Origin of the sequence: Aquabacterium sp. (assembly GCF_050725395.1) — a bacterium.
GTDB lineage: Bacteria > Pseudomonadota > Gammaproteobacteria > Burkholderiales > Burkholderiaceae_C > Aquabacterium.
This window is the reverse complement of the sequence record NZ_JBOHHL010000006.1, coordinates 102,805-125,052: the sequence shown is the minus strand read 5'-3', so window position 1 is coordinate 125,052 and position 22,248 is coordinate 102,805. Positions and strand designations below refer to the sequence as shown.

The window sequence follows — 22,248 nt, the reverse complement described above, 5'->3', positions numbered from 1 at the left end:
TAACTAATAGTTAGGCTTGCTCGGATTCTGCAAGCAAGCCCCCCCTGCATTGACTTTTGCTTATCCAGCATCACCACAGCTTTAGAGAAAACTCAGACTATGGAAATAAAATCAATCCTAAAAACCGCACGGGATCCGATATGGCAGGCGGTCGGAGTCTTAATAAGCGTTATAGCATTATTTCTAGCCACTTCAACCCCTAGCGCGCCCAACGGGGAGGTGGCAATTATACGGACTCAGAGCATCAGCTTCTCAGACTATCTCCTGCCTAGCAACATAATAAAACTAAACCTTGCAAAGTCTGTCAAAGACATGGACGGAGCGAGAGTTGATTATTACTCCATAATAAATAAGGGCCCAAAACCAATCCTGCCGTCTGACTTCATAGCACCGTTAAGCATCGACACTCCCTCGGACGGGGGGATATTATTGGTTGACTCTTGCGCGCAACCTTCTCAAGGTTCACAAAAACAAACCTCTTCTTCTTCTTCTTCTTCTTCTTGCAAACCTGGCTCTTTTGTCACAACGACTTGGAGTGAACAAGAAAACCAGTGGATTCAGGAGCGAGCATTACTTAACCCAGACGAACTTTTCTGTGTCGTTGTAATTCAGAAAGCAGGGGCCCAGAATTTACACTGGAGCGGGCGTATTGCCGGATCAAAAATTGCGCACTACGCGAACTTTGAGGAGTACGAAAACAGTCTGGAAAAGAAGCTTCCATACTACTTTGAAACGTCTATTCATTTGGAAGGATTGGCGGCCTACTGGTTTGCTATACTGCAAGTATCTGGTTTATATTCAACACTACTACTGGCGCGCCAAGCAAAATGGCCGAGTTCAGCGGGGGCTCTCTGGCCTACCATTGTCGCCACATTGCTCGCAACCAGTACCGCTGAGATTATGGTAGATATATTCATCAACGACAATAGAACGCGCTTAAGCCCAGTCGTCTGGCCTCTTCTATTCGGTCATGCTGCGCTTATCGTTCTACTTCTTGTTCGCGCACTGAAGGTTCGCCTCGGTAAAGGACTTATACCTTAGCCGGATCTCACTTCTGTACGCACACAACTTCGCGCCCAAACCTTTGTTCTCATGAAGTAAACCATGTACTTCGCGCCCGAGCCTAAATGGTTGTTCAATAGGTATTCCCCTTTGTCAGCAATGTGGCCAATCTGGCCTTAGTCGGGAAAACCAGTAGAGCGTTGATCTCATGAATATTGTCGAGTACCGAACACACGTTGATGCACTTTTGGACAGACTCAGAGTTGCTGTTGGCAAGCCCGGCGAGTACGCCGCTCACTACACAATCGCACAAACGCCAAAATATCTCTTGCAGTCCGCCGCAGGCAATAAGATGAGGCAGTTTGATGGCGATTATATGAACGACCCCGAAGAAGGGCGATACGTTGTCGATGTTATGATTGCTGCTGCACAAGCGTGTACTCATCAGTACAAGAGTTCGTTTGTCGAACGCTTTACGAAACTGAGGGAGTCACGCCTCCTGTACTCGGCCTATCGGAAAGCGACTTTTCTTTCATGTTGGACGATTACGTATATCAAGCCAGGGTTCGAAGACTCAAGTGATTCATTGAATCATTGGCGATTCTACGGAGACGATGGAAAGGGTTCTTGCCTAATGGTCCCATTAGCAAATCTCCTTCCAATTTTCCCCAACCAACTTTTTCATGTCACATATGGCACAGAGTCACGTGGCGGAGGTGCGACTGCCGCAGAGCGGCCGATAAGGCAATTAAAAGATGGCTTAACTACTCGGCTCAATGCAATTAGGCGCTCTTACGGCAATGCGATGGAAGACCTGGAGGAGGTCATTCAAGCAACACACCCGCTACTTTTCTTATTCAAATCATCAGAATATGCAGCAGAGCGCGAGGTAAGATCGATTGTTCACAAACCTGACTATGCTGCTGCATCCGGCGTTCTGTTCGATCAACGCGAACCGAAACGCGCTTACATCGACGGCAATCCTGGCCTTGTGTCTAACAACTCGATTCTGTACTTCGGCCCGAAGGCCGATCACAAGCACGCAATCGAGGTAATGGGCCTCTCCGCTAACCTAGGTGTCGAGCTGCGAGTCTTTGTCAGTTCTATGCCATATCGCTAGAAACAACGATATGACGCAATTCGGTTCGCAATTAAATTCACGGCATGGGCACATGGGTTCAAACCTTCTTCCGCTTCACGTTACAGCCTAACTGTTTTTCAAGCCGATACCCCACAAGCGGAGCTTGTAGGTGTCTTGTGTACTTCGCCCTGTGGCTCGGCCTACCGTGGGCGTTAGAAACCTTCTTACCACACCGAGAACGCATGAATACTGGAATAATGCTTGGCGCTGGTTCTCCCTACGATTCGGAATGCCCATTTCACGGGAGCTCACCGAAATCTTTTTGAATTTATTCAATCAAAGTACACGAGCACCTTGATCGTTGGTATGGGTAATCATCAGCCATTCACCGCAGATCGCCCTATAAACAAAACCGCGATTACCGAAGACTGGCGGTTTAACGCACATATCGTTTTCTGCAAATCATGAAATCGCCAGAACGCAAACAACTCCTACAAACCCTGAAATCCCGCTTCGAGAAAAACATGCCTCGGCATGTCGGCATCGATTGGGCCGACGTGGCCACCAAGCTCGAAGCCAACCCCGCCGCCCTCGAATCGCTGCAAGCCATGGAATCCACAGGCGGCGAACCCGACGTCATCGGCCACGACCCCAAGTCCGGCCAATTCACCTTCTGCGACTGCGCCCCAGAAAGCCCCACCGGCCGCAGAAGCGCCTGCTATGACGGCGAAGCCCGAGCCGCCCGCAAAGAGAACAAGCCCGACCACAGCGCCGTCGAAATGGCCGCCGCCATGGGCATCGACCTGCTGACCGAAGCGCAATACCGCGCCCTGCAAAAGCTCGGCGACTTCGACTTGAAGACCTCCAGCTGGATCAACACGCCACCCGAGGTGAGGGCCCTCGGCGGCGCCCTGTTTTGTGACCGGCGCTATGGCCAAGTCTTCGTTTATCACAATGGCGTGCAGTCGTACTACGCCGCCAGAGGCTTCCGGGGCTTGCTCCGGGTTTGATTAATTTCTGACATTGAACATGACCAAACACTTTGCCAATCCGGCCCATCTGGCGTCATTCCTTTTGTTGGGGCTGCTTTCTGCATGCCAATCGTATGCACCGGTGGTGATCTCGCCTGAAGACGTGCGCCCCGTTGAAGGCCTGTATGCCAAGCACTTTGATGCCGACCTGCCCATCGAGAGCCTGAAACAACGGGCCGACGCGGGCGATGCAAATGCCCAGAATGATTTGGGTGCCCGATACGGCGAGGGTGATACCACCCAAGCCTTCAAATACTATTCATTGGCTGCTGAGCAAGGCTTGGCCATTGCGCAATGCAATTTGGCGTTCATGTATGCAAAAGGCGAGGCGACGGCCAAGAACATGGACAAGGCCGTTGCGCTGTATTCGAAGTGCGCGCAGCAAGGGCATTTCATGGGCGAATACGCCATTGGGTACATGTACGCCACGGGCGAGGGCCTGCCCAAGAACGGCCCCATCGCAGAAAAATGGTTTTTGCTGGCGGCCAATCAAGGCTCTTTGATGGCCCAGCGGGCGTTGGTGCACATGTATGAAGCAGGCGATGGCGTGGCGAAAGACTCGGCCAAGGCCGTGATGTGGTTGCACCGGGTCAGAGATGGTCAATGGAGTGGGCGCCCTTGGAAGCAAAGCCCATGAATGCATTCCTTGGGCACAAGCGGCTTGGACTTGACGATGCGTACTCATTAACGTACGCTTCTGCGCCTAGGAGTCATCATGCAAACACTCACCGCCAGCGAAGCCCGCGCCAATTTCTATCGCTTGATGGATCAAGCGGCGGAGTCACACCAGCCCATCACCATCGCTGGTAAGCGCCATGACGTGGTGCTTCTGGCGGCAGAAGATTGGCAGGCCATTCAGGAAACGCTCTACTTGCTCTCGGTACCAGGCATGCGCGAGTCCATCAAAGAAGGCATGGCCGAACCTGTCGAAGACAGCGCCAAGGAGCTTGACTGGTGACTTGGGAGCTTGTTTACGCCAAGCATGCGCAAAAGGATGCTCAGAAATTGGCTGCAAGTGGCCTGAAGGCCAAAGCCCAAGAGTTGTTGGCCATCGTCAAAGAAGATCCATTTCAAAATCCACCGCCGTACGAGAAGCTGGTCGGCGATCTATCAGGCGCTTACTCCCGGCGAATCAACATTCAGCATCGCCTGGTCTACGAAGTGCTTCAAGATCAAAGAATCGTCAGGGTTCTCCGCATGTGGTCGCACTACGAGTGAATGGCGGGTGTGGCCTGCTGCGCCACATCCACCCATGCCGCCTCGACCAACTGTGCCAAGCGTTCAGGTGAAATCCGCACCGCCGCATTCACCGCGCCTGCCGCCGGTAGGACCACGTCGAACCGCTTCAACGACACGTCCGCGAACACGCGCAATGGCTGTGACAAGCCAAACGGGCACACCCCACCCACTGGGTGGCTGGTCCACTGCACCACCTCTTCGGCATTCAGCATCTTGGCCTTGCCGCCAAAGTGTTCCTTGAAGCGCCGGTTGTCCAGGCGGCAATCACCGCCCATCACCAGCAGGATCACTTCGTCCTTCAGCCACAGCGACAGGGTCTTGGCGATCTGCGCGGGCTCGACGCCGTGCACGCAGGCCGCGTCCAGCACGGTGGCGGTGGGCTCGGGCGTTTGCAGGATGGTGATGTCGGGCGCGTGTTGCGCCAGGAAGGCTTGGACGGATGACAGGCTCATGGGCGTATTTTGGGCCATCGGTGCAGGGCACCCCACATTCAGGCGCCCATGGTGCGCTCCGGGGTGGCAGGTTCTGGCAGCGCCGAAGTGGGCAGCCCGAACACATGGTCGAACCCCAGGTTGAACAAGAAGGTGTAGACCATGAAGAACACCATCAGGCCCAGGTCGTACACAAAGGCATCCCACAGGCTCAGGCCCAGCAGGTAGGCGAACAGCGGCACCAGCAGCACCACCAGGCCCAGTTCGAAGCCCAAGGCGTGCACGGCGCGGCGCAGCAGTCCGCGGCCCTTCTTGAGCTGCCGCGCTTCCCAGTACTCAAAGGCGGAGGTGTAGGCCAGGTTCCACAGCAGGGCGATGGCGGACGACGCCACCGCCGCCATGCCGGCATACACGAATGAATCGCGCGTGGAAATGAGTGACAGCAGCGTGCCGCTCATGCACACGGCGATGAGTTCAAAGAGGGTGACGTAGACGAGTTTGCGTTTGAGGCCTTGCATGCCTCCACTGTATGTCTGCATTCTTGAAAACCAAAGTCAGTATCTTTCAGTTAAATTGACAGGTATGAAAACCGGTTTCGACAGCGACAACGTGAAGGTGTTCCTGGCCGTGCTGGACCAGGGCTCGTTCTCGGCCGCCGCCCGCACGCTGGGCCGGGTGCCGTCGGCCGTGAGCATGGCCATCGCCCAGCTGGAGGCCGAACTCGACCTGGTGCTGTTCGACCGCGCCGGCCGTGAGCCCACCGCCACCGCGGCGGCCAAGGCGCTGGAGCCCGGTGCGCGCCAACTGGCCCACCAGTTGCGCATGTTGCAGGGCCAGGCTTTGTCGCTGCATCAGGGCCTGGAGCGGCGCCTGAGCATGGCCATCGCGCCCGAGCTGCTGACCGCCTCATGGCAAGCGCCCTTGACCGTGCTGGCCAGCGAGTTCCCGGCGCTGGAGGTCGAGATCCTGACCGCACCGCAAGCCGATGCCTTGCAGATGCTGCACAGCGGCTGCGTGCAACTGGCCCTCGTGTTTGAGCGCACGGCCATCGACGAGAAGGAAGGCTTCCAGGAGTTCAGCAGCGAGACGCTCACCGCCGTGATCGCGCCGCCACTGTTGTCTACCCTTGGACCGAACAAGCGCTTGCGCCCCGCCGACCTGCTGAACCTGCGCCAGGTGGTGGTGGTCGGCCGCGATGAGGAGCAGGTGGACCCGCGCCTGCTGCTGTCCCGCCAGGTCTGGCGCACCGACAACCCGCAAACGGCCTTGAACCTGGTGCAGTCGGGCCTGGGCTGGGCTTACCTGCCACGTTCGCTCACCACGCCGCACAGGGGGCCGGGGTCGCTGGTGGAGATTGGCTTCGCCAACATGTCGAACGAGGTCAGGCTGTGGGCCGATGTGGTGTGGATCAAGGAGCGCCCGCTGGGGCTTGGCGCACAGCGCTACATTGAGCTGATGCGCCAGGCCCATCCCCGGCCTTGAGTTGACACCGATCGCACCCATGGAGGCCCGCATGCAGCAAGACACCGTCCTTCGATTCTGGTTTGAAGAGACCACGCCCGACCTGTGGTGGAAGGCGGATCCCCATTTCGATGCGCAGGTCAAGGACCGCTTTCTGGGCGTGCTGCGGCAAGCCATCCAAGGCGAACTGCACGGGTGGCGCCAGGAGCCCAAGGGCCGCCTGGCCGAGGTCATCGTGCTGGACCAGTTTTCAAGGAACATCTTCCGCAACACGCCCCAGGCTTTCGCGCAAGACCCGATGGCGTTGGTGCTGGCGCAAGAGGCTGTGGCGGCCGGCGCGCACGTGGCTTTGTCGCCCACGGAGCGATCGTTTTTGCTGCTGCCCTTCATGCACAGCGAGTCGCGGCAGATCCATGAGTGGGCCGAACGCCTTTACCGTGAGTTCGCGCCCGCCTCGAACCTCGATTTCGAACTGAAGCACAAGGCCATCATCGACCGCTTTGGTCGTTATCCTCACCGCAATGCGATCCTGGGGCGCACCTCCACCCCCGAAGAGATCGAGTTCCTCAAGCAGCCCGATTCAAGCTTCTGAAAGGCCCGACCGTGGTTCAAACCGTCATCCCCCAGCTCCGCATCACCAAAGCCGAGGCCAGCCTGGCGTTCTACGTCGATGGCTTGGGCTTCAAGGTGGACTGGACCCACCAGTTCGAGCCGGGCTTTCCGCTGTTCATGCAGTTGACGCGCGAAGGCCAGACCATTTTCATCACCGAACACACGGGCGATTGCGAGGTGGGTGGCGCGGTGTACTTCATCGTGCCGGATGCGCGGGCATGCTTTGCGGAGTTCGTGCGGCGTGGCGCGCCCGTGGGCGAGGCCCCGGTCGACCAGCCTTGGGGCAATTGCGAGTTTTTGTTGACCGACCCGGATGGCAACCGCCTGAGGTTCGCAAGCGACAACGGCGCGAAAGCCGCGGTGGGCAATGAGGGCCAATGAGGGCGGTGCGCCTCCCTCATTCATGGGGGGCAGCTTGGGGTGCTTCGGGCGTGTCCGACAACATCAGTATTGGCAATGGCCATGCCCACGGCACGGCTTTTTCATTTGTCACGATCGTTACAGCTTGTCCGATTTAAACGATAAACGCTAGTTGTTAGATTTTCTCCGTACAAACAACGGCGGAGGACATCTGATGAACACGCAATCCGACGAACGGCGGCCCGTTGCGGGGCTGTCCCGAAGGCGATTCACCGCAGCGCTGGGCGGTGTTTCCACTTTGGCTGGCATGGCGCCTTTGGCCCTGCACAGCCAAACCGCTCTGGCGCAGAGCACCAGCCCATCCCGGCTGGAACGCCTGAATGCAATGCTCAACCTTTTTGCCAGAGACACCCTGGCCGGGGTCAGCGCTTTTGCAGTCCCTGGCTCCGATCTCTACTCCCTGGTGCAAGGCCAGGCGACCTTGCAGGCTGGCGGCATGGCCGCGAAGAACGACGCCTTCCTGGTGTTCATGTTCGACAACTACCTGCCTTTGCCACCGCCCTTGGGCTCTTCACTGTCCACTTCTTTGGGGGCGCCTTTGCGTGGCATCTCGCTGCCTCTGGGCGATGGCACCACGCTCAACGTCGGCGCGGCCGTGACCGAATTGCTCGACACCCGGGACAGCCTGCCCTTGGCCACGATCGTGGCCTTGCTGCTCAACGCCGTGGCCTTGACGGTGCGGCCTTCCAGCATCGTGGGGCCTTTCCTGTCGCCGTTCTCGCGCTTGTCCTGGAAGGACAAGGCCCGGGTGCTGGAGTTGTTCGAGAACCCTGGCACCGAGGTGCTGGGCGCCATGGGCAATGTGCCCACCGGCCTGATCAAGACCGTGCTGGCCTATGTGCAGCTGATCGCCGTGGGCTTGCTGGCCTTCGCGGGATTTGGCAGCTACAGCGAATGGGCTTTCCTCGACCCCGCCACGCGCCAATTGAGGTCGCGCCCCGTGGGCTGGACCTTGTCCAGGTACCAGCCCAATGGGCCGGTGGAGGGGTGGGACGAGTTCCGTGGCTATTACCAAGACAGAAGGAGTGCAAGCGATGCGTGACGTGATCGTGATCGGATCGGGCGGCGGCGGCCCGGTCGTCGCCAAAGAGCTGGCGGCCCGTGGCCTGGACGTGCTGCTGCTGGAAGCCGGCCCCCGCAATGGCAAGGTCGAAGAGGCCTGGTCGCATTTCGAGGACGACCAGAACAATCTGTTCAAGGGCGCCTTGCGCTGGGGCCCGGCGGCCCGGGCCAAGACCAACTGGTTCCGCGAGACGCCTCAGCGGTCCTACATCACCCAGGTGGCGGGCGTGGGGGGCACCACCAACCATTACTTCGGCAACTGTCCGCGGGCCATGCCGGGGGTCTTCGCGGGGTACGACGGCGCGGACCGCGGTGCCTACGACGTGGCCCACCTGTTTCCTTTCACTTACCGTGAGCTGGTGCCTTACTACCGGTGGGTCGAGCACGTGCTGCCGGTGCAGACGGCGGCGATGGGCACCAAGGAGCAGGTGTTCTTCAAGGGTTGCGAGGGCATCGGCCTGCCGGTGCAGACCACCAAGGATGTGTCGCGCGACGCCTTCCGCCCGCAGGAGAACTCCATCCTGCAACCCCAGGGCAATGCGGGCAAGACCACCAGCGCCGCGCTGCTGCGCTATCCGCAGGCCCAGGGCTGCACTTACTGCGGCTACTGCTACCAGGGCTGCAAGGAGCCGATCCGTTCGCCGGCCAACCTCAAGGCCAAGCGGGCCACGTCCACCAGCTATGTGCCCATGGCCCTCACGGCCGACCTGTGGATGCCAGGTGGCAAGGCGGTGTCGCTGGTGGCCAATGCGTTCGTCACCAAGGTGCTCACGGCCACGGAGTCGGGCCAGGTGGTGGCCAAGGGCGTGACCTGGCGCGACACCGAAACCGGCTTGACCTACACCGAGGATGCGAAAGTGGTCGTGATGTCGGCGGGCTGCATCGAGGATCCCCGCTTGTGGCTGAACAGCGGCCTGCCCAATCCCAATGGCTGGGTGGGCAAGGGCCTGACGGACCACGCGCTGGACTGGGTGATTGGCGTCATGCCTTACGACACCAATTCGTCCAAGGGCCCGGCTTCGGCGGCGCGGGCGGATTTCCCCGGCGTGGGCTGCGTGGAGAACGTGGGCCTGCCACCGGCCTTGCAAGGCTTGACGGCCAGCTTCAGCGACAGCGGGGTGCGCGGTGCGTACAACGTGGGCCGGGGCGAGACCGGGCCGTGGACGGGTGAAACCGGCCGCGCCATGGGGCATGAATTGAAGGACTTGCTGTCCAACGTCAACCGCTTGCTCAATGTGCTGGTGCTGACGGACGACGACGTGGAGGAGCAGAACCGGGTCACGCTGTCGTCGGTCTTCCCGGCGGACGAGCACGGCAAGATCCCCAAGGTCGAGATCCAGAAGCGCCAGCGCAGCACCCGCACCCTGAACAACCGGCGCAAGCTGGCCGAGCGTGCCGCGCAGATCCTCAAGGCGGCGGGGGCGACCAAGGTCATCCGGCCGGACTTTCCGCCCTTGCTGCTGCACATGCAGTCGTCGATGCGCATGGGAACGGACCCGGCCACCTCGGTGCTGGATGCGAATGCCGAAGCGCGGTGGGTCAAGCGCCTGTTCGTGGCCGACAACGCGGCGCTGGCCAATGCCTGCGGCGGCATGAACCCCACCTTGACCACCCAGGCGCTGGCCACGCGCACGTCGGAGAAGATCTTCCAGCTCTACTTTGGCGGCAGTCCGTGGGTGGGCCGTGAATCACCGTTGTCGTCGGTGGACGACCGGGTGACGCAGGCGGTGATCCAGCGGGGGCTGTGAGAAAGCTAAACTCAAGGCATGTCCTTGTCGCATGCCTTGATGACCTCGCTGCTTGAAAAGTCTTCGTCGGGCTATGACCTGGCCCGACGTTTCGACAAATCCATCGGATTTTTCTGGCACGCCACGCACCAGCAGATCTACCGCGAACTGGCCCGCATGGAAAAGGCGGGCTGGATCGAATCCGAAGCCGCGCCCGATGGTGGCAAGACGCGCAAGCGCCTCTACCGGGTGCTGGACGCCGGCCGCGAGGAACTGCGGCGCTGGGTGCGCGAGCCCTCCGAGCCCATGGACCTGCGCGACGAGTTGATGGTGCGCTTCCGCGCCGAGGCCGTGATGGGGCCCTTGGGCCTGGACGTCGAAATCGAGCGCCGCCTGGCGCTGCACGAGGCCAAGCTGCAGGCCTACCGGGCCATCGAGAAGCGCGACTTCCCGGCCGACAAGCTGCTGACCCGCGAAGCCCAGATCCAGCACATGATCCTCAAGACGGGGATCATGTACGAGCAAAGCTGGGTGCAGTGGTCGCACGAAGCATTGAAGATGCTGCGCGGCGCGCCCTGACCTGGCAGGCCCCATCGGCTTCAAAGAGACGCGAGGTGCTGGACTTTTGGCGGCGTCTTGCGCTGAAACTCAAGCCATCGCGGGGCCGCGGACACTGCGGGCGAGGCGGAGCCCCACCAGGCTGGCCGAAGCAATGCCCAAAGCCAAGACGAACGCCGCGCCGTAAAAAATGCCACGCGGGTGGTGGTGGTCGAGCAGGGCGCCGAACACGGGGGCGGCCACCGCGAAGCCCAGGTCCAGGCCCGAGTAAACCGTGCCATAGACGCGGCCAGTGGCGCCAGGAGGCGCGGCGCGTTTGATGAGCATGTCGCGCGAGGGGCCGGCCAGGCCGGTGCCAAACCCAGCCAGGGCCGCGGCACTGATGGCGGCATAGGCTGGCAGCCAAGCGGTGGCGGTCAGGAGCAACAGCAGGACGGCCAGGCTCATGGCGGCCGCGATGGTGCGCTCGAGCCGGACCACGCGCGCGACCAGGAAGCCGCCAATCACCATGCCCACGGCACCGCACAGCATGTAGCCGGTCACCACGAAGGCGGTGACCGACACAGGCAGCCCATAGATGGTCGACAAAGCCGGGCTGGCAAAGCTCTGGATGGCGCTCATGGCGGCCGTGGTCCAGAAAAAGAAGGAGAAGCACAGCCAGACCGAGGGCAGCTTTAGGAAGGCCATGGGGTGTTCAAGCTGCGCGCTGACCACGGCCTTGCCGGGCGCGGGGGCCGCGTGCTCGTGCCCCCAACTGCCTTCGCGGTCGTCGATGGCGTCCCGGTTGAGCAGCAACAGGGCCAGCACCAGCACGCCGACCAGGGCCGTGGCCAGGTAGGCGGTGCGCCAGTCGCCCGCCCAGGTGCTGATGCCGATCAGGAAAACGGGCGCCAGAGCCCACCCCAGGTTGCCTGAAATGCCGTGCACGGAAAACGCGTGGCCCAGGCGCGGTGCGGACACCCGCTTGTTCAGGATGGTGAAATCAGCCGGGTGGAAGGGGGCATTGCCCAGGCCGGCCAACGCAGCGGCGAGCATCAGCCCGGTGTAGCTGTGGGCCGAGGCGGCGGCCAGCGAAGCCGCCACGAAGCACCCCAGCGCGGCCAGCAAGACGGGGCGCGCGCCCACGCGGTCCACCAGGAAGCCCGCGAGGGCCTGGCCGATGCCCGAGATGACGAAGAACAGGCTGACCAGCAAACCCAGTTCTGAATAGCTCAGCCCGAAGTCGCGGATGAACAAGGGGAACAAGGGCGGCAGCAGCATGTGGTGGAAATGCGAGGTGCCGTGGGCCAGGCCAATGAGGCCGATGGTCCGGAAATCTTGGGTCGGGCTGGGGGCGATCGAACTGCTCATGCCCGGACTTTACTAGAGGGGTGAAAGCCCCTCTCCCCAACGGTCAGGCCGCCACGCTGAGGGTGCTGCCCGTGCCTTGCAGCGAGTCGGCCTGGCTGGCCGCCTTGGCGTAAGCCTTCAGCACCATGTCGGTCAGCGATGACAGGCTGAAGCCCTGCTGGGCGCTGCCGCTGTCGCTTTGGGACGAAGACGACGATGACGACAGCTCGTTCACCGCCTGGCCGAGCATGTCCTTGAACTGGTCGAACTCGCTTGAGCTGATCTTCTGGTCGCCGTCGGTGTCGGCCGCTTTCAGCAGATCCTGGATGGCGTCCTTCATGTCGCCCGCGGCGCGTTCCTGCTCCGAAACGGTGCCGTCCTTGTTGGTGTCCAAGGGGTCGATCTCGCTGTCGCTGTCGGTGGACGAGGTGCCGCCCGACGGTGGCGGCGGCGGAGGGCCCCCCGCGCCTTGCGGGCCGCCTTCGCCATGGCGCGTCTTGGCAAAGGCCATGGTCGACGAAGGCTCGGGCAGGATGTTTTTCAGGCCCGATTCCATTTCGGACGAATCCAGGCTGCCGTCGCCGTTGCTGTCCATCTTGGCCAGCGCATCGGCCGCCGTGGTGCTGCTGGCCGTGCCTGTGTGCTTGGCGATGTCGTCGAGCATGCTTTGAAGCTCGGTGGCATCGACGCCGCCACTGCCGTCGCTGTCGACTTTGTTGAACATCTCCTGCTGCCGTGAGGCGCGCGAAGTGCTCATGGAGGACCAGGCGCTGGCGCTGCTGCCGACCCCGCTGATGCTGCTCATGGTGAATCCTTTGGAAAAGGTTGATGGGTGTTTGGATTCTTGAGGCGCCATGTCGCCGCAGCATTGCTGCTGTGTACCAGGCTTGGTACAAAGCGCGCTGGAGGAGATGAACAGCAGGGCTTTTGCACGCTTGTTGAGGCTCTTCGCGGTGCGGGCAGGCCCCTAAAGTACTTTGGGAAACCTCCACCATGAACCACGCCCCCCACATCCTGGTCGTCGACGACGACGATGGCATCACCGCTTTGCTGTGCGACTACCTGGCCACTTTCGGCTTCGTGGCGCATTCGGCGGGCGATGGCGCGGCCATGCGCCGGCAGCTTGACGAGCGCCACATCGACCTGGTCGTGCTGGACCTGCAATTGCCTGGCATGGATGGGCTGGCCCTGGCCCAGGAACTGCGCCACAAGTCACGCATTCCCATCGTGATGCTGACGGCGCGGGGCAATCCCATCGACCGGGTGATCGGCCTGGAGATGGGGGCCGACGACTACATGAGCAAGCCTTTCGAGCCCCGCGAACTGGTGGCGCGCATCCACACGGTGCTGCGCCGGGTGAAAGGCGGGGCCGAAGAGCGCGCCACGGAGGCCAGCGGGGATTTCATCCGCTTCGACGGTTGGGAGCTGCACCGCAGCGAACGGCGTCTGACCTCGCCCAAGGGCCTCGTCGTGCCGCTGTCGAATGCCGAATTCCAGTTGCTCTCGACCTTCCTGAAAACCCCGCGGCGGCTGTTCACCCGCGACCAGCTGATGTCGCAGGCGCGGGGCCGCTCGATGGAGTCGGTGGAGCGCAGCATCGATCTGCTGGTGTCGCGCCTGCGCCAGAAGCTGGACGACAACCCGCGCGACCCGACCATGATCAAGACGGTGCGCGGCGAGGGCTATGTGTTCAATGTCCAGACGGTGCAAGGACAGGCTTCGTGGCCCGCGCACTGATGGGCTTGCTCCGGCGCTTGATGCCGGCGACGCTGTTCGGCCGGCTGGCCTTGCTGTTGCTGGTGACCGCGCTCATCAGCCACGCGCTGGCGCTCACGATGATGTTCGAGCTGCGGCCCGGGCCGCCGCCTCACCACCACCATCACCACCCCGATGAACTGGGCGGCCCGCCGCCGATGATGCATTGGGGCCTGCTGCTGGACATCACCATTCGCCTGACCGCCGTGGCCCTGGCCGCCTGGGTGGGGGCCAGTTGGCTGTCGCAGCCCATCAAGCGACTCGCGCACGCGGCGCTGGAACTGGGCCACGACATCGGCCGCCCGCCATTGCTCATGCAAGGCCCCAAGGAATGCCGCGAGGCCACGCAGGTTTTCAACCAGATGCAGGCCCAGATCCAGCAGCAGCTGAACGACCGGGACCGCTTCGTGGCGGCGGTGTCGCACGACTTGCGCACGCCGCTGACCCGTCTGCGCCTGCGCGCCGAAGGCATCGAGCACCCGGAACAGCGCCGCAAGTTTCAGCAGGACATCATCGAGATGGACGAGATGATCCGGGCCACATTGGACTACCTGCGCGGTTCGGCCGATGCAGAAGAGCGCGTGCCACTGGACGTGACCGCGCTCTTGGACAGCATCCGCGAGGACCAGGTCGCCTTGGGCCACACGGTGACTTTGGCAGGCAGGGCGGAACCCATGGTGGCCCAGGCTTCGGCGCTGCGCCGTTGCGTGGTCAACTTGGTCGAGAACGCCATCCGCTACGGTCAGTGCGCCGAATTGCGCCTGGTCGATTCGCAGGACACCTTGCGCATCGAGGTGCACGACCGGGGAGCAGGCCTGCCCGAGGACGAACTGGGCAAGGTCATGGCGCCGTTCTACCGCGTCGAGGGCTCCCGCAATCGCCAGCACGGTGGCGTGGGGCTGGGCTTGTCGATCGCCCAGGACATTGCCCGGCATCACCGGGGCCAGCTGCAGCTCCGCAATGGGGATGCCGGCGGTCTCGTCGCCAGCGTGATCCTGCCGCGCTGATCGGCCATGGCCGGGCGCGTACACTTCGCGCCTGTGACTTGCGATGGGCGATCAGATGCTTTATTCCGTGCGAATGCTGTTGATGTCGGTGCACTTTCTGGTAGCGGGCGTACTGGGCATGTTGATCGGACTTTCCCGCCCCTTCAACCCTGACAACAGCCGCTTGTGCGCGCGCATTTATTCGGTGCCGGCCTTGCGCATCCTGGGCCTGAAGCTGGAGATGGACGCGCAAGCTTTGATGCAACACCAGCGCTCCTGCGTGATCGTGGCCAACCACCAGTCCAACTTCGACCTCTTCGTGCTGGGGCGCCTGGTGCCCCCGCGCACGGTGACCATCGGCAAGAAGAGCCTGAAGTGGGTGCCGCTGTTCGGGCAGATCTATTGGCTGGCGGGCAATGTGCTGATCAACCGTGACAACGCCGAGCAGGCCAAACAGGCCATGCTCACGACCACCGACACCTTGCAGCACAAGGACACCTCGATCTGGGTGTTCGCCGAGGGCACGCGCAACCTGGGCCAGGGCCTCCTGCCTTTCAAGAAGGGTGCTTTCCAGATGGCCATCAATGCCGGTGTGCCCATCATCCCGCTGTGCACGAGCAACTACAAAAACCACATGCGCCTGAACCGCTGGCGCAGCGGCACGGTCAAGGTGCGGTCCTTGCCCGCCATCCCGACGTCCGGTCTGAGCCTGGACGACATGCCCGCGCTGATCGAGCGGTGTCGGGCGCAGATGCAAGAATGCATCCAGGGCATGGACCGCGAGATCGCGGCGGCTTGAATTTGAAAGCAAGCGGCGGAGTGCGCGGCGCGGTTTGAACGCCAATACTGGGACCTTCTCAGCCAACAAGGGGTGCGGTCATGGAGACCACTGTCGCGCAAGCCATCCAGGATGAAGACCGCTGGGGGGCCGTGCTGGCCAAGGATTCCCGGCGGGATGGCGACTTCGTTTTCGCCGTGAAAACCACCGGCATTTACTGTCGTCCTTCCTGCCCGGCCAGGCCCGCCAAACGCCAGAACGTCGAGTTTTTCGACACCACGGCCGAGGCGGCCCAAGCGGGCTTCCGGGCCTGCAAGCGCTGCAAGCCGGATGGCTTGTCGCAAGAGGCGCAACGGCAGCAACTGGTGCTCCAGGCCTGCCAGGCCATCGAGCAAAGCGAATCGGGCCTATCGCTGGACGAACTGGCGGCGCGGGTGGGCATGAGTCCTCACCATGTTCACCGTGTCTTCAAGGCCGCCACGGGCCTCACGCCCCGGCAGTACCACCAGGCGGTGCGCTCTCGCCGTGTGGGGCCGGCCCTGGAGGAAGCCTCGTCGGTGACCGAGGCGATTTACGACGCCGGCTTCAGTTCATCGGGCCGCTTTTACGAAAACGCCGGGGCCACCTTGGGCATGTCGCCCACCCGCTATCGGCAAGGCGCCCCGGGCGAACAGATCCGCTACACGGTGGAGGCCAGCCCTTTGGGCCCGATGTTGGTGGCCGCCACGCCGCGCGGCGTGTGCGCGATCGAGTTCGCCGACCAGCCAGAAGCCTTGCTCGCCAGCTTGCAAAAGCGCTACCCCAAGGCGGCGTTCGAAGCGGGCGACGAGGCCTTCCAGCAGTGGGTGCGGCAGATCCTGGCCTACCTCGAGTTGCCCCGCGGATCGCTGGACCTGCCGCTGGATGTGCAGGGCACAGCGTTCCAACGCCGGGTGTGGCAGGCCTTGCAGGCCATCCCCTGTGGGCAGACGGTGAGCTACTCCGAGCTGGCGCAGCGACTGGGGCAGGCCGGTGCCGTGCGGGCCGTGGCCTCCGCGTGCGCCAACAACCAGATCGCGCTGGCCATCCCTTGCCACCGTGTCGTGCGGACGGGCGGGGCGCTGGCCGGCTACCGCTGGGGCGTGGAACGCAAGGCCGAACTGCTGCGCCGGGAAGGCGGCGAATCTTGAGCGTCACGCCATGGCGCACGCGCATCGCCAGCCTGGACTGGGAACGCATCCACCTGGACCTGGACCAGCGGGGCTTTGCCCGGACCGGGCCATTGCTCACGGCGCAAGAATGCGCCGACCTGAGCGCGGGCTATGACGATGATGCGCGGTACCGCAGCCGCGTGGTCATGGGACGCCACGGTTTTGGCCAGGGCGAATACCGCTACTTTGCCTACCCGCTGCCCCCGGTGATCGAGGCCCTGCGTGAGGGCTTCTATCCCGAGTTGGTGCACGTGGCCAACCACTGGCATGAACGCATGGGCTTGCCGGAGCGCTACCCACCGGACCTTGAATCGATGCTGGCGCGTTGCCACGCGGCCGGCCAGACCCGGCCCACGCCCCTGATCTTGAAATACGGCGCCGGTGATTACAACTGCCTGCACCAGGACCTCTACGGGGACCATGTCTTCCCACTGCAGGTGGCCTTCCTGCTGTCGCGTCCCGGCGTGGATTTCGAAGGGGGCGAGTTCGTGCTGGTGGAGCAGCGCCCGCGCATGCAAAGCCGGCCTCACGTGGTGCCTTTGCTTCAGGGCGAAGGCGTCGTTTTCGCCGTGCACCACCGACCGGTGCAGGGCACGCGAGGCAGCTACCGGGTCAATCTGCGGCATGGCGTCAGCGAGTTGACCGCCGGACAACGCTTCACGGCGGGGGTGATTTTCCATGACGCGGCTTGAATGCACGCTGGCCCTGCCGGCCAATTACCGGCATGCCGATGTGCTGGCCTTTCACGGGCGCGACACGCAGTCCACGGCGGAGTCCGTGCAGGGCCAACGCCTCCGCAAGGGCATCGTGCTGAACGGCCTTCCGGCCGTGCTGGAGATCGCGCTGGAAGGCCGACGCGCCGTGTGCAGTTTGGCCGTGGATGGCCCGAAGGGCACCGTGTCAGCCCCCGAACTGCATGAACTGGCCAGGCGCCTGCTGGGCTTGCGCCTGGACGTGGACGCCTTTGAGGCGCGCCACGCCGAGCACCCCGAGCTGGGCGCGATCGTCCTGGCGCAAAGCGGCCTGCGCATCCCCATGGCGGCGACGCCCTTCGAGGCGCTGACCTGGGCCGTGACGGGCCAGCAGATCAATGTGGGCGTGGCCTCGCAATTGCGCCGTCGCCTGATCCTGCTGGGCGGGCGGCGGCATTCCAGCGGCTTGTGGTGCCACCCGGACGCTGAGGACGTGGCGCGCCTGAGCGAAGACCAGTTGCGCGAGGCCAGGTTTTCCGTCGCCAAGACGCAAACGATCTTGAACATCAGCCGGCTGGCGAACGACGGGCACCTGCCCCTGGACGACTGGTTGGCCGAGCCACTGGACGTGGCCAGGGTGGAGGCCACCTTGCTGGCCATCAAGGGCGTGGGCCCCTGGACCGTCAACTACACCTTGCTGCGGGGCTTTGGCCATGCCGATGGATCGCTCCATGGCGATGTGGCGGTGCGCAATGCCTTGCAACGCGTCTTGTCCAGCACCGACAAGTTATCGGCCGCGCACGCCGAGGCCTGGCTCAGGCCATTTTCGCCCTGGCGCTCGCTGGTGGCGGCGCACCTGTGGGCTTCACTGAGCTTTGCGGAAGGTTAAGTTGTGGCGGGTGTCCGGTCCACCGGGCAGGGGCTTGAGCGCCTTGACGCCATGGAATCGCAGCCTGGAGGGGCCACCCCAGACCAGCACGTCGCCATCGCGCAGTGGCAACTGGCGCAATGGCTCCGATCGCTTGAGTCCACCCAGTTGAAAGACCGCCTCGGCGCCGATGGACACGGACACGATGGGTTGCCCCAGGTCCCGTTCGTCCCGGTCCTGGTGAAGCCCCAGGGAGGCGCCCTTGGCGTAGCGGTTGATCAGGCAGGCGTCAGGCTCGAAGCCGGGGAAGCCAGCCGCGCTCGCTGCTTTTTGTGCCAGGTCCATGAAGCGGGCGGGCATGGCGGGCCAGGGGCGGCCGGTCTGCGGGTCGGTGGCGCTGTAGCGGTAGCCGGCGGTCGAGGAGGTCCAGCCCCAAGGACCGCAGTTGGTCATGGCCACCGACATCTGTTTGCCGCCACCGACCTGCATGTGCCGGAACGCGGCCGCGGCGGCCACTTGCTGAACCTGGGCCAGCAATGGCGCCGTGTCGACGAAGGCTTTCAGCAGGAAGAACCCTTCGGCCAGTTCGATGCGCGGTGGTTCATCCGCGCCAAACAGGTCCTGCTGCGCCTCTTCGGTCACTGAAAGCCGTCGAGCGGCATCGCCTCCGTGCGGCGTTCCTTGCGCTTTTCCCATTCGTCTTTAGCGCTGAGGGGCGCCGCGGCCGGGACTTCTTCCTGGCTGCGGTAGCGCCACAAGGTGGTCAGCACCGAGGCGGTCAGCAGCAGAAGGGCGCTCAGCATGCTGGGCCCGCTGAAACCGAACAGTGGGATGAGGGCGGCACCGGCCAACGCGTAGATGAAGGGCAGTACTTTGTACAGCGATTCGGGGATCCACATAGTGCTTGCCATGAAGGCTTGATTTGTAACGATATGTCATCGTCTCAGAACCTCTGCGCCGTGTGTAACGTTGGCACCCCTCATGCACAGGGTTGTGGTGCATTTCCAGGCCATTTGCGGGGGAATGTCACGGTTCAACCCTGGTTCAAACGCTCACGCAATTCGGTCAAGGTGGTGCGCAAGGACATCAGTTCCTGGTTCGTCAAATTCACCTGGCAACCGACGGACTTGGGCACCGATTGGGCTTGGTCCTTCAATGCACAGCCTTTGGATGTGAGGGTGATGCGCACCCGGCGTTCGTCCTCCTGGTCGCGTTGGCGTTGCACCAGGCCCGCCGTTTCAAGCCGCTTGAGCAAGGGCGTGAGCGTGCCCGAATCCAGTTGCAGGCGTTTGCCCAGGTCGTTGACCGTGAGGTCCTGGTGCTCCCACAGCACCATCATGACCAAGTACTGCGGGTACGTCAGGCCCAGCGGCGCGAGCAGGGGCTTGTAGAGCTTGGTCATCGCCAGCGATGCCGAATACAGGGCAAAGCACAACTGGCGATCAAGGCTCAGCAGGTCGATGGGCGTGGCGTCGGACTCGGCGTGGGACATGGGGCAATGGTAGCCCGCCGTCTTAAGCCGCGTCGGGATTGAGCTTTTCGATGGCTTCGCTGAGTTCCAGCCAGCGGTGTTCCAGGGCTTCGACCTGGTCGCTGACGGTCTTGAGGCGTTTGCCTTGTTCGGCGCGGTCGGTGGCCGACAGCTTGGCGTCGCCCAATGCCGTGGTGAGGTCGTCCCGCTCGGTGGTCAGGGTGGCCATTTGCTGCTCGACCTTCTTGAGGTCGTTCTTCAAGGGCTTGGCCTGTTCCAGCAGTTTCTGGCGGGCCGCCTGATGAGCCTTGCGTTCCTCACCGGACGATTCCTTGGCCACGGCCTTGGCCTGCTGTTGCTGCTTGGCGACCTGCTTGCCTTGGTCGCGGGCCTTGCGGGCGGCCTGGGCCACCTGCTTGCTCTGCTCCTGCAGCCACTTCTGGTAGTCGTCCAGGTCGCCATCGAAAGGCTGGACGCCGCCGTGGGTGACCAGCCAGAACTCGTCGCACACCTCGCGCAGCAGGGCGCGGTCGTGGCTGACGAGCATCACGGTGCCTTCGAAACCGTTGAGCGCCATGCTCAGGGCTTCGCGGGTGGTCAGGTCCAGGTGGTTGGTGGGTTCGTCCAGCAGCAGCAGGTTGGGGCGCTGCCACACGACCAGGGCCAGCACCAGGCGGGCTTTTTCGCCGCCGCTCATCAGGCCGACGGGCTGGTTGACCATGTCGCCGGTGAAGCGGAAGCTGCCGAGGAAGTCGCGCAGTTCCTGTTCGCGGCCGGCGGGGCCTTGCGTGCGGGCCAGGCGCACCATGTGCTCCAGCGGGCCTTCGTCCAGGCGCAGCACGTCCAGTTCCTGCTGGGCGAAGTAGCCGATGCTCAGGCCCTTGCCTTCGGTGATGGTGCCGTTGATGGCCGGCTGCATGTGGGCCAGCGTCTTGACCAGCGTGGACTTGCCCTGGCCGTTGGCGCCCAGGATGCCGATGCGCTGGCCAGGCATGACCGAGCGGTTGATGTCGCGCACGATGATGGTTTCGGCGCCGTCTTCACCACGGTAGCCGCACTCCAGGTCGGACATGGCCAGCATGGGGTTGGGCAGGCTTTGCGGTTCGCGGAACTCGAAGTCGAAATCGGCGGCGCTGAGCACGGGCGCGATCTTTTCCATGCGTTCGAGTGCCTTGACGCGGCTTTGCGCCTGCTTGGCCTTCGAGGCTTTGGCCTTGAAGCGCGCGATGAACTTGCTCAGGTGGGCGATGCGGTCTTGCTGTTTGGAAAACGCGGCCGATTGCTGGCTCATGCGTTCGGCGCGCATGAATTCAAAGGCGGTGTAGCCGCCGGTGTAGCGGGTCAGCTTGGCTTCGTCCAGGTGCAGGGTGACCTTGGTGATGGCGTCGAGGAACTCGCGGTCGTGGCTGATGACGATCATCGTGCCTTCGTACTTTTGCAGCCAGGCTTCCAGCCAGACGAGGGCGTCCAAGTCCAAGTGGTTGGTGGGTTCGTCGAGCAGCAGCAGTTGCGAGGGACACATCAGTGCGCGCGCGAGTTGCAGGCGCATGCGCCAGCCGCCGGAGAAGCTGTTGACGGGGGCTTCGAGTTGTTCGACGGCAAAGCCCAGGCCCAACAGCAGGGCTTGGGCGCGGGCGGGGGCGTCGAAGTGGCCGACCTCGGCCAGCACGGCATGGGCTTCGGCCATGGCGTTGCCGTCCTCGGCTTGCTCGGCGCGTTCCAATTCTTCGCGGGCCAGCATGAGGCGGGCGTCGCCCTGGAGGACGTATTCGGTGGCGGGGTCGTCGGTTTCCGGCATGTTCTGGGCGACTTCGGCCAGACCTCCGGCTTTCAGCCACGACGCGGGGATTTCCACGTCGCCGGCGTCGGGCTGCAGGCGTCCAGCCAGCAGCGAGAACAGGGAGGATTTGCCCGCGCCGTTGCGGCCGATGAGGCCCACTTTCTCGCCGGGGTGCAAGGTGGCATTGGCCTGCTGTAAAACGACCTTGGTGCCACGCAGCAGGGTGATGTTCTTGATGACGATCATGGGAAACGGAAACTCGGGATTCGGCCAGGGACGGCGCGGCAGTGTATCAAGGGCCGTTTTTTGGGGCCTTTTGATGAGGCGGTGTTTGGATGGGGTGGCGCTTTTGGTGGGAGCGCGAGGTGGGATGAGGCGGTGGCTGGCAGGGCTCCTGCGGTGGCGGTCCTTCACTGCGCTGCGGACTGCTCTGCGGTGCTCGCCCGATGCGGGGATCGTCCGAAACTCGCCTGCGGCTCAAACAACGGACGATCCTTTTCCGCCCCGGGCTGCGCTCCTCGACGCCACCGAAGTCGCCCTGCCAGCCACCGCCTCATCCCTGATCACCTCGCTGGTGGCGTGGCACGGAAAAGAACCGTGCTGGGCCACCAGCGAGGCGGGGAAAAGGGCTGGTGCGGCCTCCGGCGGGGCGCCTGGGTGGGTGCTGAGAAGCACAGCGCCGAGGTGGGCGCGCGCAGCGTGCATCGTTATCTGACTGGCCGTGGTTGTCTGAGCGCAGCGGCCGCAGGCCGCGAAGCGAGTTCCACGGCCCCAC

26 protein-coding genes are annotated in these 22,248 nt (G+C 62.9%); 18 read left to right on the top strand and 8 right to left on the bottom strand.

Annotated elements, in window-relative coordinates:
- Positions 1-312: 312 nt before the first annotated feature.
- The 6 genes from ACREB4_RS06245 (at position 313) to ACREB4_RS06220 (ending at position 4,332) form a co-directional block, all read left to right on the top strand.
- Positions 313-1,041 (top strand): hypothetical protein, encoded by a 729-nt coding sequence (locus ACREB4_RS06245; RefSeq protein ID WP_431587338.1) that lies wholly within the window; start codon positions 313-315, stop codon positions 1,039-1,041.
- Between the two features lie 169 nt (positions 1,042-1,210).
- Positions 1,211-2,122 carry a hypothetical protein gene (locus ACREB4_RS06240; protein ID WP_431587337.1) on the top strand — a complete coding sequence of 304 codons (912 nt, stop codon included), beginning with the start codon at positions 1,211-1,213 and terminating at the stop codon, positions 2,120-2,122.
- 425 nt (positions 2,123-2,547) lie between these two features.
- Positions 2,548-3,093 carry a DUF4256 domain-containing protein gene (locus ACREB4_RS06235; protein WP_431587336.1) on the top strand — a complete coding sequence of 182 codons (546 nt, stop codon included), beginning with the start codon at positions 2,548-2,550 and terminating at the stop codon, positions 3,091-3,093.
- A gap of 19 nt (positions 3,094-3,112) precedes the next feature.
- A complete protein-coding gene (locus ACREB4_RS06230; RefSeq protein ID WP_431587335.1) occupies positions 3,113-3,751 on the top strand; it encodes a tetratricopeptide repeat protein in 639 nt (212 codons plus the stop codon).
- A gap of 78 nt (positions 3,752-3,829) precedes the next feature.
- Positions 3,830-4,072, top strand: a complete 243-nt coding sequence (locus ACREB4_RS06225; RefSeq protein ID WP_431587334.1) for a type II toxin-antitoxin system Phd/YefM family antitoxin — start codon at positions 3,830-3,832, stop codon at positions 4,070-4,072.
- Positions 4,066-4,332, top strand: coding sequence for a Txe/YoeB family addiction module toxin (locus tag ACREB4_RS06220; protein ID WP_431587374.1), 267 nt, complete (start codon positions 4,066-4,068; stop codon positions 4,330-4,332). Before ACREB4_RS06225 ends, ACREB4_RS06220 begins: the two co-directional genes overlap by 7 nt.
- Here ACREB4_RS06220 and ACREB4_RS06215 read toward each other — a convergent pair.
- Both ACREB4_RS06215 and ACREB4_RS06210 read right to left on the bottom strand, forming a co-directional pair.
- Entirely contained in the window at positions 4,323-4,805 is a 483-nt protein-coding gene (locus tag ACREB4_RS06215; RefSeq protein ID WP_431587333.1) for a YbaK/EbsC family protein, read from the bottom strand. The genes ACREB4_RS06220 and ACREB4_RS06215 overlap by 10 nt on opposite strands.
- A gap of 38 nt (positions 4,806-4,843) precedes the next feature.
- Positions 4,844-5,302 carry a PACE efflux transporter gene (locus tag ACREB4_RS06210; RefSeq protein ID WP_431587332.1) on the bottom strand — a complete coding sequence of 153 codons (459 nt, stop codon included), beginning with the start codon at positions 5,300-5,302 and terminating at the stop codon, positions 4,844-4,846.
- 64 nt (positions 5,303-5,366) lie between these two features.
- Here ACREB4_RS06210 and ACREB4_RS06205 point away from each other — a divergent pair, with 64 nt between their 5' ends.
- The 6 genes from ACREB4_RS06205 (at position 5,367) to ACREB4_RS06180 (ending at position 10,645) form a co-directional block, all read left to right on the top strand.
- Positions 5,367-6,266 carry a LysR family transcriptional regulator gene (locus ACREB4_RS06205; RefSeq protein WP_431587331.1) on the top strand — a complete coding sequence of 300 codons (900 nt, stop codon included), beginning with the start codon at positions 5,367-5,369 and terminating at the stop codon, positions 6,264-6,266.
- A 31-nt stretch (positions 6,267-6,297) separates the two neighbouring features.
- Positions 6,298-6,837, top strand: coding sequence for a DUF924 family protein (locus ACREB4_RS06200; protein WP_431587330.1), 540 nt, complete (start codon positions 6,298-6,300; stop codon positions 6,835-6,837).
- Positions 6,838-6,848: 11 nt separating this feature from the next.
- On the top strand, positions 6,849-7,238 hold the full coding sequence (locus tag ACREB4_RS06195; RefSeq protein ID WP_431587329.1) for a bleomycin resistance protein: 390 nt from the start codon (positions 6,849-6,851) through the stop codon (positions 7,236-7,238).
- Positions 7,239-7,431: 193 nt separating this feature from the next.
- Entirely contained in the window at positions 7,432-8,319 is an 888-nt protein-coding gene (locus tag ACREB4_RS06190) for a hypothetical protein (protein WP_431587328.1), read from the top strand.
- Complete coding sequence (locus ACREB4_RS06185) at positions 8,312-10,087, top strand: GMC family oxidoreductase N-terminal domain-containing protein (protein ID WP_431587327.1); 1,776 nt, start codon at positions 8,312-8,314, stop codon at positions 10,085-10,087. Before ACREB4_RS06190 ends, ACREB4_RS06185 begins: the two co-directional genes overlap by 8 nt.
- Before the next feature lie 18 nt (positions 10,088-10,105).
- Complete coding sequence (locus ACREB4_RS06180; protein WP_431587326.1) at positions 10,106-10,645, top strand: PadR family transcriptional regulator; 540 nt, start codon at positions 10,106-10,108, stop codon at positions 10,643-10,645.
- A gap of 69 nt (positions 10,646-10,714) precedes the next feature.
- Here ACREB4_RS06180 and ACREB4_RS06175 read toward each other — a convergent pair whose 3' ends face one another.
- A complete protein-coding gene (locus ACREB4_RS06175; protein WP_431587325.1) occupies positions 10,715-11,974 on the bottom strand; it encodes an MFS transporter in 1,260 nt (419 codons plus the stop codon).
- Positions 11,975-12,017: 43 nt separating this feature from the next.
- Positions 12,018-12,758 carry a hypothetical protein gene (locus tag ACREB4_RS06170; RefSeq protein ID WP_431587324.1) on the bottom strand — a complete coding sequence of 247 codons (741 nt, stop codon included), beginning with the start codon at positions 12,756-12,758 and terminating at the stop codon, positions 12,018-12,020.
- Positions 12,759-12,946: 188 nt separating this feature from the next.
- On the opposite strand from ACREB4_RS06170, the gene ACREB4_RS06165 reads away from it, so the two are divergent.
- From ACREB4_RS06165 to ACREB4_RS06140, 6 genes are all read left to right on the top strand, one after another.
- Positions 12,947-13,690, top strand: a complete 744-nt coding sequence (locus ACREB4_RS06165; protein ID WP_431587323.1) for a response regulator — start codon at positions 12,947-12,949, stop codon at positions 13,688-13,690.
- Entirely contained in the window at positions 13,675-14,715 is a 1,041-nt protein-coding gene (locus ACREB4_RS06160; protein WP_431587322.1) for an ATP-binding protein, read from the top strand. Before ACREB4_RS06165 ends, ACREB4_RS06160 begins: the two co-directional genes overlap by 16 nt.
- A 118-nt stretch (positions 14,716-14,833) precedes the next feature.
- Positions 14,834-15,493: a lysophospholipid acyltransferase family protein gene (locus ACREB4_RS06155; protein ID WP_431587321.1), complete on the top strand. Its 660-nt coding sequence runs from the start codon at positions 14,834-14,836 to the stop codon at positions 15,491-15,493.
- A gap of 80 nt (positions 15,494-15,573) precedes the next feature.
- On the top strand, positions 15,574-16,641 hold the full coding sequence (ada, locus tag ACREB4_RS06150) for a bifunctional DNA-binding transcriptional regulator/O6-methylguanine-DNA methyltransferase Ada (protein WP_431587320.1): 1,068 nt from the start codon (positions 15,574-15,576) through the stop codon (positions 16,639-16,641).
- Positions 16,638-17,354, top strand: coding sequence for a 2OG-Fe(II) oxygenase (locus ACREB4_RS06145; RefSeq protein WP_431587319.1), 717 nt, complete (start codon positions 16,638-16,640; stop codon positions 17,352-17,354). The genes ada and ACREB4_RS06145 overlap by 4 nt, the downstream gene beginning before the upstream one ends.
- Positions 17,341-18,243 carry a DNA-3-methyladenine glycosylase family protein gene (locus tag ACREB4_RS06140; protein ID WP_431587318.1) on the top strand — a complete coding sequence of 301 codons (903 nt, stop codon included), beginning with the start codon at positions 17,341-17,343 and terminating at the stop codon, positions 18,241-18,243. Before ACREB4_RS06145 ends, ACREB4_RS06140 begins: the two co-directional genes overlap by 14 nt.
- Here ACREB4_RS06140 and alkB read toward each other — a convergent pair.
- The 4 genes from alkB to ACREB4_RS06120 all read right to left on the bottom strand — a co-directional run bounded on the left by alkB (position 18,220) and on the right by ACREB4_RS06120 (position 21,719).
- Positions 18,220-18,864 (bottom strand): DNA oxidative demethylase AlkB, encoded by a 645-nt coding sequence (gene alkB, locus ACREB4_RS06135; protein WP_431587317.1) that lies wholly within the window; start codon positions 18,862-18,864, stop codon positions 18,220-18,222. The two genes, ACREB4_RS06140 and alkB, sit on opposite strands and share 24 nt — an antisense overlap.
- Positions 18,861-19,133, bottom strand: a complete 273-nt coding sequence (locus ACREB4_RS06130; protein WP_431587316.1) for a hypothetical protein — start codon at positions 19,131-19,133, stop codon at positions 18,861-18,863. Before ACREB4_RS06130 ends, alkB begins: the two co-directional genes overlap by 4 nt.
- 122 nt (positions 19,134-19,255) lie before the next feature.
- Positions 19,256-19,714, bottom strand: a complete 459-nt coding sequence (locus ACREB4_RS06125) for a MarR family winged helix-turn-helix transcriptional regulator (protein WP_431587315.1) — start codon at positions 19,712-19,714, stop codon at positions 19,256-19,258.
- A 22-nt stretch (positions 19,715-19,736) separates the two neighbouring features.
- Positions 19,737-21,719, bottom strand: coding sequence for an ABC-F family ATP-binding cassette domain-containing protein (locus tag ACREB4_RS06120; protein ID WP_431587314.1), 1,983 nt, complete (start codon positions 21,717-21,719; stop codon positions 19,737-19,739).
- Positions 21,720-22,248 lie beyond the last annotated feature (529 nt).